Genomic DNA, 12976 nt, shown 5'->3' with positions numbered 1-12976 from the left:
GAAATCTCTCCAGCTCTCTTCCGGCAATTGCCGTCTCGGTCTCTTCCCCCGGCCGCATGCGAGGTCATATTCTCCGGCTGCCTTTCGGTTTGAAGATTTCCGGCACTTTTTGGCGCGAGCCGACGGATCCAGGGCCATCAAGCCTTCGCGCGGCGATTCGCCGGTGGCGAGGGGCGATGATGCCCAAGCGACGGCATTTTCGAGGCGGCCTTCACGCTGCCCGATTGCAGGGAAGGTGCCGGGCGCCTTCACCGGGCGGCGGTCGGCAGATATTCGCGGCCCGATCGGCGCGCTTGGCTGAGCAGCATGGCCGCTGTGCTTGCTGAAGAGCGCGCTGGATCTGCTTGCCGGATTTGAAACTGCAAAAGTCGCGATGGCCGGGGCGAGGGTTTCTTGGCAAGCGAGGCCGATATTGGCCGCGACTTGATGTTTACTGCTGCCTCTGCTCTTATGCCCTCGTCACGACATGGGGGGCATGGATGGTGATCGCCAGAATTGTTCGAGACGCCCGATCTGGCCTTGGACGCTTGATACCGGGGGCCGCCCTGGGGCTCGCTGGGGCTCTCGCGACCTCGGCAGGGGCCGTTCCGCTGACCAGTTTCAAGGATCAGGGCATCGACCATCTTTTTGGCAGCTATGCCCCGGGCGGGGACTGCGCGAAGCAGCCAAGCGTCACCCTCGACGAAAAGGGCATGACATTCCGCGCCCTCGGGCAGGAACGAAGGCCGCCTCGCGTCGATTATGCGGTGAGCTTCTGGGGACAGCATTATGATGGCATCATGGCCGTCTTCTACCCATTTCCGCTGAGCGACAGTGATTTGGGGCGCGTCCAAATGTATGTGAACGATGACGAGCGGCGCGGCGTCATCCGGTTCGAGGCTGACTTGCCGCGCGGGAAGGCGGCGGAGCCCTTTCACGCCGCCTTTACGAATGGCGGTCTCTTCACGCTCTGCGAGGGCAGCGCCCCTGCCAAGGCTTCCCTCCCGGCGCAACCGGCTTCCTCGGCCCCTGTGCAGGGTGTAGCGGCAGATTGGACCAATCTTGCTGGCCTCGTCGGCAAATTTCCCGGAAGCTATGCCAAGGACAATATCGATATCTTCGATCGAGGCGCGATTGCGGCGGCGCTCAAAGCGCTGATGGGTCCCAAAATGGAGGTCCTTCAGGCCAATCTTTCGGTCGTGGCGCCGCTCGGGCGCGCCGGCAACATCTATTATCTGACCGGCAACGCTCAGCACCAGGGCGGGTTAGAGCAGGCCTATGTGCTTATCGATCCCTCCCGCCGGGCGGTCGAAGTGGGGCTCTGGGAAAGGGGTAAGCTGACAGTCTATTCGCCTGGCAGGGGGGGGCGGTTGCCTCGCCCGTCTCCAGTCAGGACCATGCTCGACAATAGCCCGCCGGAAACGGCCGTTCCGTTGCCCGGCACACCCTGGGAAGTCGTGCCGGTCGCGGGACGCGCGCCGCTCGCCTATGTGAGCGCCGCCGCCTCACCGACGATCGAATCGCTCGGGCTTTATTGCGAGGGCGGCAAGCCGTTCATGGTCTTGCTGCTCAACAAGCCGCTTTCCGGCAACGCAATGACCATGTCCTGGAATTTTTCGGGCAGGCTCGTGCATGTTCCGGTGCGGCGAGCCAATTCTCAGGGCCTGCAATGGATCGGCGGCATTGCGGGATTGCAGCTCATCCCGCTGCTCATGCAGCAGCGCGGGACCGTGATGCTGCGGATCAACGGACGGCACGAAGGCGAAGCTTCGCTCGCCGGCGCGCCCGCCGTCCTGCGCGGCAGCCTGCGAGGATGCGCTGCAGTCTGAGCGGGTCTGCTTCTTTCCCTGTTCCATTCCCTCGGTGCTTGCTCCGGGGAGAGGCTCTACTCAGTTCCTGCGACCGGCGTGACGCTCGATGAGCGCTGCGAGGATGAAGGAATTATCGCATTTTGGCCGATGGCGTGATGAAAAGAGCCCGCCGGAGCGATCCGGCGGGGCGTCGTTGCTTTATGCGGTCAGCTTCGTGCGCGGGCCATCGCCGAATGATCCGCAGCCGCGCCGACTGAGACCGGACCTTCTTAAGCCGCAGTCACCGCGAGGCCGCGCTGTACACCCGGCCGCGCGAGGCCAGCGTCGAGCCACCGCTGGACGTGGGCAAACCGGTCGAACCCGACAATGTCGCGCGCTTCATAAAAGCCGATCAGATTGCGGATCCAGCCGAGCAGCGAGATGTCGGCGATGCTGTAATCATCGCCCATTACCCATGCCCGCTCCGCGAGCCGCGCATCGAGGACCCCGAGCAGGCGCGCGGATTCGGCCGCATAGCGGTCACGCGGGCGCTTGTCTTCATAGTCCTTGCCGGCGAATTTGTGGAAGAAGCCAAGCTGCCCGAACATCGGTCCGACGCCGCCCATCTGCCACATCAGCCATTGAATTGTTTCATAACGCGCGTTCGGATCGGGGGCGAGGAATTGTCCTGTCTTGTCGGCAAGATAGATCAGGATCGCGCCTGATTCGAACAGGGCGAGCGGCGTGCCATTCGGCCCATCGGGATCGTAGATTGCGGGAATCTTGCCATTGGGATTGAGCGCGAGGAAAGCAGGATCGTGGCTTTCATTTGCCATGATGTCGATCCGGTGCGGCTCATAGGCGATGCCCGTTTCCTCGAGCATGATGCCGACTTTTACCCCATTGGGGGTCGGCGCCGAAAAGAGCTGGAGGCGATCGGGATGCTCTGCCGGCCAGCGCGCAAATATGGGATGCGTCATGCCTCTTTCTCCCGCTTCACTTTCTCGTGATGGCGGATCACCTCGTCGATGATGAAGCGCAGGAATTTCTCGCTGAATTCGGGGTCGAGGTCCGCCTCGCGCGCGAGCCGGCGCAGGCGTTCGATCTGCCGCGCCTCGCGGTCGGGGTCGGCGGGGGGGAGGTCCATCGTCGCCTTGAGCTCGCCAACGGCCTTCGTCACTTTGAAGCGTTCGGCAAGCATATAGACGAGCGCGGCATCGATATTGTCGATGCTCTGGCGGAAACGGCTCAACTGGTCGTCCATCGGGCGGGCGGCTCCTCTCATTCGCGGCACGCTTGGCACTGCAAAGGGGGCGCTGGCAAGCCGAAAGTCGTTGCAAATTGCCCCCCACGCGGCCAAGGGAGCGCTCGCCATGACTGCGGAAATCCATCAGCTCCACGGGGATCGCCCGCCCTCGCTCGACCCGATGATGGCGCTCGTCGCCGCCGACATGAACGAGGTGAATGCGGTCATTCTCGACCGCATGCAGTCGGAAGTTCCGCTGATCCCTGAGCTCGCAGGGCATCTGATCGCCGGCGGCGGCAAGCGCATGCGCCCGATGCTGACGCTCGCCTGCGGGCAATTGCTCGACTATCCGGGACACCGGCACTGCAAGCTCGCCGCCGCGGTCGAATTCATCCACACCGCGACGCTGCTTCACGACGATGTCGTCGACAAGTCGGACCTGCGCCGCGGGCGGCAGACCGCGAACATGATCTGGGGCAACAGCGCCTCGGTGCTCGTCGGCGACTTCCTGTTCAGCCGCGCGTTTGAGGTGATGGTCGAAGACGGATCGCTGAAGGTGCTCAAGATCCTCTCGCGCGCGTCGGCGGTGATTGCCGAGGGCGAGGTCAACCAGCTCTCCGCGCAGCGCCGGATCGAAACGAGCGAGGACCAGTATCTTGCGATCATCAACGCCAAGACCGCCGAACTCTTTGCCGCGGCGTGCAAGATAGCGGCGGTGGTTGCCGAACGGGACGAGGCGACCGAGGCGTCGCTCGACGCTTATGGCCGTAATCTCGGTATCGCTTTCCAGCTCGTCGACGATGCGATCGACTATGTGTCCGACGCTGAAACGATGGGGAAGGGCGTCGGCGACGATTTTCGCGACGGCAAGGTGACGCTGCCTGTCATCCTTGCCTATGCCCGAGGGAGCGCGGAGGAACGCGAATTCTGGAAGCAGGCGATCATTGGCCATCGCGTCTCTGACGCGGATCTCGGCGAGGCGAAGGCGCTGCTGCTGAAGCATGATGCCATCGCCGACACCCTCGCGCGGGCGCGTCACTATGGCCAGCGCGCAGTCGATGCGATCGGCGGCTTCCGCGCGAGCCAGGCGAAGGCGGCGTTGACCGAAGCCGTCGCCTTCGCGGTCGCCCGCGCCTATTGAGGAAGCGATGGCCGCCGCGCGCCAGCCGCTTCCTGTCGATGCCGTTCTGCCCGATATTCTCGCGGCGCTGACGCTTAAGCCCAATCTCGTAGTCGTTGCGCCCCCGGGGACGGGCAAGACTACGCGCGTTGCCCCCGCGATGCTCGACCAGCCATGGTGCAAGGGCGCGGTGTGGCTCCTCTCGCCCCGCCGCCTCGCGGCGCGCGCGGCGGCCGAACGCATTGCCGAGGAATGGGGCGAAGCGGTGGGGGGGCTCGTTGGCTATGCGACCCGGCTCGATAGCAGGCAGTCGGGTGCAACGCGCCTCCTGGTGATGACGCCGGGGCTCTTTCGCACCCGCATTCTTGGCGACCCCGAACTTGCCGGCGTGAGCGCGGTGCTGTTCGACGAGGTGCACGAGCGCAGCCTTGACGGTGACTTTGCGCTGGCGCTCGCCATTGACGCGCAGCAGGGCCTGCGTGACGATCTGCGTCTCGTGGCGATGTCGGCAACGCTCGATGGCGCGCGTTTCCGAGCGCTTCTCGGTGATGCGCCCCTCGTGAAGAGCGACGGCAAGAGCTGGCCGCTCGAGATCCGTCACATCGGCCGCCGTGCCGAAGACCGTCTCGAGGCGAGCGTCCTTGCAGCTGTGCGTCAGGCGCTCGCCGACGAAGGTCAGGGTGACATGCTTGCGTTCCTGCCCGGCGCCGCCGATATCGAGCGCGCGGCGGCCTTGGTCGAGGAGGCGCGCCTCCCCCTGGCCGTCCACCGCCTCCACGGACAGATCGATCCTGCCGTGCAACGCAGGGCGCTCGTCCGCGACCCCGACGGCCGACGCAAGCTGATCCTCGCGACGAGCATCGCCGAGACCAGCCTCACCATCGACGGGGTGCGGATTGTCATCGACGCCGGCCTCTCGCGCCGCCCGCGCTTTGACAAGGCGGCGGGGATCGCGCGGCTCGTTACCGAACGCGCGAGCCAGGCGTCGGCAACCCAGCGGGCAGGCCGCGCGGCGCGGCAGGGGCCGGGGGTCGCTTATCGCTTGTGGGAGGCCCCGGCGACCGCGGGCATGCCGCCCTTCGACCCGCCCGAGATTCACGAGAATGACCTGATGCCCCTCGTGCTCGACTGCGCGAGCTGGGGGATCGTTGATCCGCGCCAGCTTGGATGGCTTGACCCGCCGTCGCCTGCCGCGATCGCCGAGGCGAAGGCGCGGCTGATCGCGATCGGTGCGCTCGGCGAGGATGGCCGGATCACCGCCCACGGCAAAACCCTCGCCGCGGTGCCGCTGCCCGTGCCGCTTGCACACATGCTGCTCGACGCCGCCGCGTCAGGGGAGGCAGAGCTTGCAGCCCGGCTCTGCGTGTTGCTCACCGAGCCCGGGCTGGGCGGGCGCGGGATTGATGTCGAGGCGCGCCTGCAGCGCTGGCGCGGCGCGAAAGGGGAGCGCAGCGAAGGCGCGCGGCGGCTCGCACGGAGGCTGGCGGGCCTCGGGGAACGGCTGGCGGTGGGCAGTGATCCCTTGCCCTCGCGTTCGATCGGCGGCTGGATCGCGACCGCCTGGCCTGAGCGTGTCGCCCGCGCGCGGTCGGGTCAGCGGGGCGAATATCTCAGCGTTGGCGGCCGCGCCTATCGGCTCGACCCCGCCGAGCCGCTCGCGAACTGCGAATGGCTCGCCATCGCCGACGCGCAGGGGCATGCGGCAGGGGTCCGCATTCTCGCAGGCGCGCCGATCGGCGCGAGCGAAGTCGAGGCGCTGTTCGCCGACCGGATCGTCGCCCACGCGGCGAGCCGCTACGATCCGGTCAGCGACCGCGTGGACCATCGCCGCGAACGGCGCCTGGGTGCAATCACCCTTGCGAGCGGCAAGGCGGGGCGCAGCGAAGGGGCGCAAGATGATGTTGGGGTGCGCCTCGCCGTCGTGCGCGACAAGGGGCTGGGCGCGATCGGCTGGGGCCCCGTGTCGCAGGCGCTTCGCCAGCGCGCATCTTTTGCGGGGCTCGATATTCTTTCCCCGGGAGCGCTTGCCGACAGCCTCGACCTCTGGCTCGCCCCGCTCCTCACGGAGAGCCGAGGACTGCGTGACATTGCCGATCGCAGGCTTGTTGACGCGCTGATGAGCCTCCTCGACTGGCCGGCGCGCCAATTGCTCGAAAAGCGCGCGCCCGCCGAATATGCGACGCCTGCAGGGAGCCGCCACCCGATCGACTATGCCGCCGAGGGCGGGCCGACGGTGAGCGTGCGGGTGCAGGAATTGTTCGGGCTTGCGCGGCACCCGAGCGTCGGCGAGCCGCCGGTGCCGCTCATTCTTGCGCTAACCTCGCCAGCTCACCGCCCGATCCAGACGACGCGCGATATCGAAGGCTTCTGGAGCGGAAGCTGGCACGATGTGGCGCGCGAGATGCGCGGCCGCTATCCGAAGCATAGCTGGCCCGATGACCCGGCAAGCGCGCGGCCAACCCTCCTCACCAAGGCCGCGCAGGCACGGCGTGATGCGCAATAGCCCCTTTCCGCATGGGCTTGGAACGGCTAAGGCGACGGCATCGACAGCACTTACGAGGACGAGCGATGAAAGCGCGGATTTTCCAGAAGCCCAAGAATGCGATGCAGTCGGGCCGCGCCGGAACGCAGCGCTGGATTCTGGAATTCGCGCCCGCCGAGCCGCGTAAGCCTGACCCGCTGATGGGCTGGGCAGGCAGCGGCGACACGCGCCGGCAGATCCGCCTCGGTTTTGCGACCCGCGAGGCGGCGCTCGCCTATGCCGAGCGCAACGGGATTGAAGCCGAAGTCGTGCCGGCCCCAACAAGGACCCTCAAGATCCAGGCTTACGCCGACAATTTCCGCTAAATGTTCAGGCGTCGACGTCGGGCTGCAGGAGCTTGTGGAGATGCACGACGACATATTTCATTTCGGCGTCGTCGACGGTGCGCTGCGCGGCCGCGCGCCATGCCTTTTCGGCTGACTTGTAATCGGGAAACAGCCCGACGACGTCGAGCGCGCCGAGGTCGATGAAATCGAGGCCTTGCGGATCGCTGACGCGTCCGCCGAAAACGAGATGCAATTTGCTCATGATGCTGTCCTTGGCGCAGTGCGCGAGGGAGGAATGGGGCGCCCCCTAACAGCGCTGCGCCGTTGCGGCAAGCAGATCAATCGTCCTTGCTGCGCGACTTGGGCAGCAGCGAGCCGAGCAACGCGCCGATAGCGGCGGCCCCGGCGACGAGTGCGATCGGCTGCTTTTCCGCAACATCCTTGAGCTTGCTGCTCGCGCGCTTCGCCTGCGTCCTGCCCTTTTCATAGGCCTGGCCGGCCGCCTCGCGGGCAGCGTCGGCCTGCTCGCGGCCCCTTGCAGCAAGCTCGCTCGTCGCCTCGCGCGCGCGATCATAGCCGCCCTGAAGCCGGGCGCGGGCCGCCTCCGCGGTTGCCTTCGCACTGTCAGCGGTCTTCTCCGCAAACTCGCTTGCTCTTGCGCGTGTGTCGCGCGCGGTTTCACTGAGGGGCTTCATCTTCTTCCTCCACGGGGCTTTCGGCTTCATCGGCCGTCTGGTTTTCTGGGGGCGGGGACTGCAAATGGGCGAATGCGCCGTCGGCGAGGTCGCGCAGTTTTCGGCCGAGGCGCGGAACATGCTCCTTGATCGGCTCACGAAACAGCCAGGCGATCCCGGCCGCAGCGGCAAGGGAGATCGGAAGACGATTCTCGCGGAACTGTTCACGCACCAAATGCGCTGCGTCGTCGACCTTTTCACCGACGCGATATTTCCCGCGGTCGAGAAGCGATCTGGGCTTTAGCGCATCGCCGGCAATGTTGAGCTTTCGTCGCAGCTCGGCGCGCTGAATCATCGAGCGGCGAGCAGCGTTGATGAGACCGGCGCGCGAGGGCCGCATCATTCCTCTCCTTGTGCGAGCAGATCATCGCGAAACGCCGCCTTGACGTCGTCGAAGCGAATCCGCGCGCGCCAAATTGCGAGGCCTGCGACAAGCAGCAGCAGTGCCACCACGATGAGCGTCGCGAGAAGCGGGCCGATATTCTGCGCCAAGACGAGGATGGCGCCAAATGCGAGCGCCAGCAATGCAACCAAGAGCGCGCAGGCGGCAATGAAACCCCACGCCGATGACCACAGCGTCCCATGATAGGCAAGCGCGCCGCGCGCCTTGAAAAGCGCGACTTCCGCTTCCGCTGCCGCGCGAAGATCATCGACGACGTCGCCGACGATCTTGTCGAGCGGCACCGGCGGCGGCGTGACGGGGCGCCCATCGGGCGCATAGCCGTGGCTCACGCCATCGAAGCCATGCTCGGACGGCGGCGGGGTGTCGGGTGCAGGGGACAAGGGATCAGCCGTTGTTCGGTCCGCCCTTCAGCATGCGGGCGAGCACGAAGCCGAGCACGGCGGCGGCGCCAACGGCGACCGCCGGGCTTTTCTTGACAAAGTCGCGCGTGGACGCGGCAAGTTCGTCAAGATCCTTCTGGTCGAGCGTAGAGGCCAGGCCTGCCACGGTCGAGGCAGCGGAGCGGGCATAGTCGCCATATTGCTTGCCGAATTTGCTGTCGACGGTGCCGGCGCTGTCCTCGAGCATCTTGGCAAGGCTACCGACGGCTTCGGCAGCCTTGTCCTTGCCCCGGCTCGCCGCATCGCGCGCTTTCGCAGAAGCCTGGCCAGCCAGCGTCGATGCTTCGCCTTTCAACGAGGCGGCCTTCTTCGAGGCTTCGGATTTGATGGTGTCGCGCGTCGCGGCGAGCTGGTCGCGGATCGGGCGCTCTTTCGCAGCTTTGACGGTAGCGGGCTTGACGGCGGGAGCCGCCTTGGTCGCGCCCGCCTTGGCAGGCGCCTTGGGGCGGGGTGCAGCGGCTTTCTTCGTGGCGGGAGTTGCGGCCTTTGCCATCATCTTGTCCTCTTCTCGTTCCGGGCATCACGCCTGCCGGTCGTGCGCACCCCTTTTTGGTCCTGTCAGAATATATAGCAAGGCGCGTCCAATGGTTCCATAGCGCCGCAAAATTCCTATGCGTCTTGCGCTCTCATGCCGCCACCGATAACAGGCACGCGCCCATTCACCCGGGCCGTTCGCGGCCCTCAGCAGGACCTTTTTTGCATGACCGCCATCATCGACATTCACGGCCGCGAAATCCTCGATAGCCGCGGTAATCCCACGGTCGAGGTCGATGTGCTTCTCGAGGACGGCAGCTTCGGCCGCGCGGCGGTTCCCTCAGGCGCTTCGACCGGCGCGCATGAGGCGGTCGAACTGCGCGATGGCGACAAGGCCCGCTATCTCGGCAAGGGGGTGACCAAAGCGGTCGATGCCGTGAACACCGAGATCGCCGATGCGCTGATCGGCCTTGATGCGGAGGATCAGCGCGAGATCGATACGGCGATGATCGACCTTGACCGTACGCCGAACAAAGGCCGCCTCGGCGCCAACGCCATCCTCGGCGTGAGCCTGGCCGCCGCAAAGGCCGCGGCCGACGCGCGCGGGCTGCCGCTCTATCGCTATGTCGGCGGCGTCTCTGCGCGCACCCTTCCCGTGCCGATGATGAACATCATCAATGGCGGTGAACATGCCGACAATCCGATCGACGTTCAGGAATTCATGATCATGCCTGTCGGCGCCGGCAGCATCGCCGAAGCGGTGCGGTGGGGAAGCGAAATATTTCACACGCTCAAAAAGGGCCTGTCGGCAAAGGGACTCGCGACCGCGGTCGGCGACGAAGGCGGATTTGCGCCGAACCTCGCCTCGACCCGCGACGCCCTCGACTTCATCGCCGCATCGATCGATCAGGCGGGGTTCAAGCTCGGCAGCGATGTGGTCCTGGCCCTCGACTGCGCGGCGACCGAATTCTTCCGTGACGGCAAATATGAGATCAGCGGGGAAAAGCTTTCGCTATCCCCTGAACAAATGGCTGAATATCTCGCCGCGCTCGTCAAGGACTATCCGATCAAGTCGATCGAAGACGGGATGAGCGAGGATGATTTTGCGGGCTGGAAGGCGCTGACAGACCTCATCGGCGACAAGTGCCAGCTCGTCGGCGATGATCTCTTCGTCACCAACCCGGCGCGCCTCGAGGACGGCATCAAGACCGGCCTTGCCAACTCGCTGCTCGTCAAGGTCAACCAGATCGGGACGCTGAGCGAAACCCTCGACGCCGTCGATATGGCGCACCGCGCGCGTTACACCGCGGTGATGTCGCACCGTTCGGGCGAGACCGAGGATGCCACCATCGCCGACCTTGCGGTTGCGACCAACTGCGGCCAGATCAAGACCGGCAGCCTTGCGCGTTCGGACCGGCTGGCGAAATATAACCAGCTGATCCGTATCGAGGAAGAGCTGGGCGACATGGCGCGCTATCCGGGGCTGGCGATTTTCGGCTGAACGCGGAGCGAGCGTGCGGGGGTTGCGAACGCCTCCCCGATGTTTAGGACTGAGCCCTCGCGAAGCAAGCGGGGGGTTTGCCGTTGAAGAAAGGGACATCAACCGCCCCGCGCTCGCGGCTGTTCCTGGGGCTCGCATGGGTCGGGGCGGCGGCCGCGCTGGTGGGGTTCGCCAAGACGTTCTTTCTGCCGCTGCTCACCGGCGCCTTTCGGGCGCATCCTGCCATTTATGCTCACGCGGCTCTGCTTTTTGGCTGGGTCGCCTTTTTTCTGGCCCAGGCCCTGCACATCCATCGGCAAAGGGTGGAACGGCACCGACGGTTGGGCGGGGCCGGGGCGGCGCTCGCTGCAGGCGTCGTGGTATCGACCATTGCCGTCGCGACGCTGGCGGCGCGCCGGACGGCGGCGGCAGGTGATCTGGCTGCGGCGCAAGGCGAATTGCTTGTCGTGCAGATCGAGATGGCCGTCTTTGCAGCTCTTGTCGCGGCGGCGCTCCATTTTCGTCGACGGCCCGAATTTCACAAGCGGCTCATGCTGCTGGCCTTCATCGGTTCGCTCGGCCCCGCCTGGTTTCGCTTCCGCCATTATTTTCCGGAAGTCGGCAATCCGCTTTTTCTCTATTCGGTGCTGCTCGCCGACTCGCTGATCCTGGTTGCGATGCTCGCTGACGCGCTGCGATATGGACGCCCGCATCGCATTTATGTGCAGGTCGGCGGTGCGATGGTAGCGCTGCACCTCGTGGAGGTCTTCGCTTTCGCCTCGTCGCCCTTTCGAGCGGTTGCCGCGGCGGTTGCAGGCCCGATGCTCTGAAAACCGCCGCATCCCGCTTGACGCCGCGAATCAACTCTGATTCAAGGCGCTGATGACGCAGCGCCACAAATTCCGCAAATCGGTAGATCGGGCCATCGGTCCGACGATCGCGGTGATCGCGGTGGCGGCGATGATCGGTTATATTATCTTCGGTCCGACCGGCCTCTACGCCTGGGGCGATTATAGTCAGTCGGTCGAGAAGAAGCGCGTCGTGCTGAGCGAATTGACCAAGAAGCAGAACGAGCTCCAGAACCGCGTCAACCTGCTCGACCGCCGCCGCGTCGACCCGGATCTCGCCGACGAATATGTGCGAGAAAAGCTAGGCGTGATGCACCCCGACGAAATCGCAATCCCGATGGAGGGGGCTAAGAGGCCCTGAGGACAGGCCAGCTCCGGCGCGGGGTCCCCTGCCGGTCGCGCACGATTGCACGAAATGCAATCGTGCCGCGGGAACAATGGCCGAATACAGCGGTTTCGATTGCAGAAATTGCATACGTAGAGCGCCGTCCTCTGGCGGTCCCGGCGAAAGTTGCCAAATGGGGCGGGGCGCTCCTATAGGGAGCCTTGCCGTAACGGCTAAACGCAAAGGAAATCGCCTTGGCCAAAGCACCCGCGCGCAACGCCGCCGCGCAAAAAAAAATGTCCGCCTCCACCCCCGCTCCCACGCCGAACCGCGAGAAGCCCCGCGACCCTGCGCCCTATGAGGCGTCGCCCGAGGAACTCGAAAAATTCTATCGCGAGATGCTGCTGATCCGCCGCTTCGAGGAGAAGGCCGGCCAGCTCTATGGTCTGGGCCTGATCGGCGGCTTCTGTCACCTTTATATCGGCCAGGAAGCTGTCGCAGTGGGCCTGCAGTCGGCGCTCGACGGCGACAAGGACAGTGTGATCACCGGCTACCGCGATCACGGCCATATGCTCGCCTATGGCATCGACCCCAAGGTCATCATGGCCGAGCTGACGGGGCGCCAGGCCGGCATCTCGAAGGGCAAGGGCGGCTCGATGCACATGTTCAGCGTCGAGCATAAATTCTATGGCGGACACGGCATTGTCGGCGCGCAGGTTCCGCTTGGCACCGGCCTTGCCTTTGCCCACAAATATCGCGGCGACGGCGGCGTGGCCATGGCCTATTTCGGCGACGGCGCGGCGAATCAGGGCCAGGTCTATGAGAGCTTCAACATGGCTGAGCTCTGGAAACTGCCGATCATTTTCGTGATCGAGAACAACCAATATGCGATGGGCACCTCGGTCAATCGCTCATCGGCCGAAGATCAGCTCTATCGCCGCGGCGAGAGCTTCCGCATTCCCGGCATGCAGGTCGACGGCATGGACGTGCTCGCGGTGCGCGGCGCGGCGGAAGCTGCACTCGACTGGGTGCGCGCGGGCAAGGGGCCGATCCTCCTTGAGCTCAAGACCTATCGCTATCGCGGTCACTCGATGTCCGACCCCGCAAAATATCGCAGCCGCGAGGAAGTCCAGGCGGTGCGCGACAAGAGCGACGCGATCGAACATCTCAAAAAGCTGATGCAGGACGCTGGCATCGGCGAAGACAAGTTCAAGGAGATCGACAAGGAGATCCGCCAGATTGTGAGCGACGCGGCGGACTTTGCCGAAAGCGCGCCCGAGCCCGACCTTTCCGAACTCTATACCGACGTGCTGGTGGAGCAATATTGAA

The 12976-nt window shown here is 65.1% G+C and carries 15 protein-coding genes; 8 read left to right on the top strand and 7 right to left on the bottom strand.

Translation table 11 applies throughout. The features are described from left to right. The first annotated feature begins 479 nt into the window (after nucleotides 1-479). The gene (locus B5X69_RS00390; RefSeq protein ID WP_079636647.1) at nucleotides 480-1808 is read left to right on the top strand and encodes a hypothetical protein; all 1329 of its coding nucleotides are present in this window, start codon (nucleotides 480-482) and stop codon (nucleotides 1806-1808) included. 251 nt (nucleotides 1809-2059) lie between these two features. On the opposite strand, the gene B5X69_RS00385 is transcribed toward B5X69_RS00390, so the two are convergent. Next, a complete protein-coding gene (locus B5X69_RS00385; protein ID WP_079636646.1) occupies nucleotides 2060-2749 on the bottom strand; it encodes a glutathione S-transferase N-terminal domain-containing protein in 690 nt (229 codons plus the stop codon). Next, nucleotides 2746-3033, bottom strand: coding sequence for a chorismate mutase (locus B5X69_RS00380; protein ID WP_079636645.1), 288 nt, complete (start codon nucleotides 3031-3033; stop codon nucleotides 2746-2748). Before B5X69_RS00380 ends, B5X69_RS00385 begins: the two co-directional genes overlap by 4 nt. A gap of 109 nt (nucleotides 3034-3142) precedes the next feature. Between B5X69_RS00380 and B5X69_RS00375 the strand changes: the two genes are divergently transcribed. The 3 genes from B5X69_RS00375 to B5X69_RS00365 all read left to right on the top strand — a co-directional run bounded on the left by B5X69_RS00375 (nucleotide 3143) and on the right by B5X69_RS00365 (nucleotide 6982). Next, nucleotides 3143-4156: a polyprenyl synthetase family protein gene (locus B5X69_RS00375; RefSeq protein WP_079636644.1), complete on the top strand. Its 1014-nt coding sequence runs from the start codon at nucleotides 3143-3145 to the stop codon at nucleotides 4154-4156. Between the two features lie 7 nt (nucleotides 4157-4163). Then, a complete protein-coding gene (gene hrpB, locus B5X69_RS00370; protein WP_079636643.1) occupies nucleotides 4164-6638 on the top strand; it encodes an ATP-dependent helicase HrpB in 2475 nt (824 codons plus the stop codon). A 65-nt stretch (nucleotides 6639-6703) separates the two neighbouring features. Then, nucleotides 6704-6982: an ETC complex I subunit gene (locus B5X69_RS00365; RefSeq protein ID WP_079636642.1), complete on the top strand. Its 279-nt coding sequence runs from the start codon at nucleotides 6704-6706 to the stop codon at nucleotides 6980-6982. 4 nt (nucleotides 6983-6986) lie between these two features. Here B5X69_RS00365 and B5X69_RS00360 read toward each other — a convergent pair whose 3' ends face one another. The 5 genes from B5X69_RS00360 to B5X69_RS00340 all read right to left on the bottom strand — a co-directional run bounded on the left by B5X69_RS00360 (nucleotide 6987) and on the right by B5X69_RS00340 (nucleotide 9013). Next, nucleotides 6987-7205 carry a DUF4170 domain-containing protein gene (locus B5X69_RS00360; protein WP_079636641.1) on the bottom strand — a complete coding sequence of 73 codons (219 nt, stop codon included), beginning with the start codon at nucleotides 7203-7205 and terminating at the stop codon, nucleotides 6987-6989. Nucleotides 7206-7281: 76 nt separating this feature from the next. Further along, complete coding sequence (locus B5X69_RS00355) at nucleotides 7282-7638, bottom strand: hypothetical protein (protein WP_079636639.1); 357 nt, start codon at nucleotides 7636-7638, stop codon at nucleotides 7282-7284. After that, nucleotides 7622-8017, bottom strand: a complete 396-nt coding sequence (locus B5X69_RS00350) for a hypothetical protein (RefSeq protein WP_079636919.1) — start codon at nucleotides 8015-8017, stop codon at nucleotides 7622-7624. Before B5X69_RS00350 ends, B5X69_RS00355 begins: the two co-directional genes overlap by 17 nt. Then, on the bottom strand, nucleotides 8017-8460 hold the full coding sequence (locus B5X69_RS00345; protein ID WP_079636638.1) for a phage holin family protein: 444 nt from the start codon (nucleotides 8458-8460) through the stop codon (nucleotides 8017-8019). The genes B5X69_RS00350 and B5X69_RS00345 overlap by 1 nt, the downstream gene beginning before the upstream one ends. Nucleotides 8461-8464: 4 nt before the next feature. Continuing rightward, on the bottom strand, nucleotides 8465-9013 hold the full coding sequence (locus B5X69_RS00340) for a hypothetical protein (RefSeq protein ID WP_079636637.1): 549 nt from the start codon (nucleotides 9011-9013) through the stop codon (nucleotides 8465-8467). A gap of 207 nt (nucleotides 9014-9220) precedes the next feature. Here B5X69_RS00340 and eno point away from each other — a divergent pair, with 207 nt between their 5' ends. The 4 genes from eno to pdhA all read left to right on the top strand — a co-directional run bounded on the left by eno (nucleotide 9221) and on the right by pdhA (nucleotide 12975). Then, complete coding sequence (eno, locus tag B5X69_RS00335) at nucleotides 9221-10495, top strand: phosphopyruvate hydratase (RefSeq protein ID WP_079636635.1); 1275 nt, start codon at nucleotides 9221-9223, stop codon at nucleotides 10493-10495. A gap of 83 nt (nucleotides 10496-10578) precedes the next feature. Then, nucleotides 10579-11304 (top strand): hypothetical protein, encoded by a 726-nt coding sequence (locus B5X69_RS00330; RefSeq protein ID WP_079636634.1) that lies wholly within the window; start codon nucleotides 10579-10581, stop codon nucleotides 11302-11304. 52 nt (nucleotides 11305-11356) lie between these two features. Then, nucleotides 11357-11683, top strand: a complete 327-nt coding sequence (locus tag B5X69_RS00325; protein WP_079636633.1) for an FtsB family cell division protein — start codon at nucleotides 11357-11359, stop codon at nucleotides 11681-11683. A 218-nt stretch (nucleotides 11684-11901) separates the two neighbouring features. Then, complete coding sequence (pdhA, locus tag B5X69_RS00320; RefSeq protein ID WP_079636632.1) at nucleotides 11902-12975, top strand: pyruvate dehydrogenase (acetyl-transferring) E1 component subunit alpha; 1074 nt, start codon at nucleotides 11902-11904, stop codon at nucleotides 12973-12975. Nucleotide 12976 lies beyond the last annotated feature (1 nt).

The organism is Sphingopyxis flava (assembly GCF_900168005.1).
In the GTDB taxonomy this organism is placed as follows: domain Bacteria; phylum Pseudomonadota; class Alphaproteobacteria; order Sphingomonadales; family Sphingomonadaceae; genus Sphingopyxis; species Sphingopyxis flava.
Note: the sequence above shows the minus strand (reverse complement) of the source record. Positions and strands in the feature narration are given on the sequence as shown.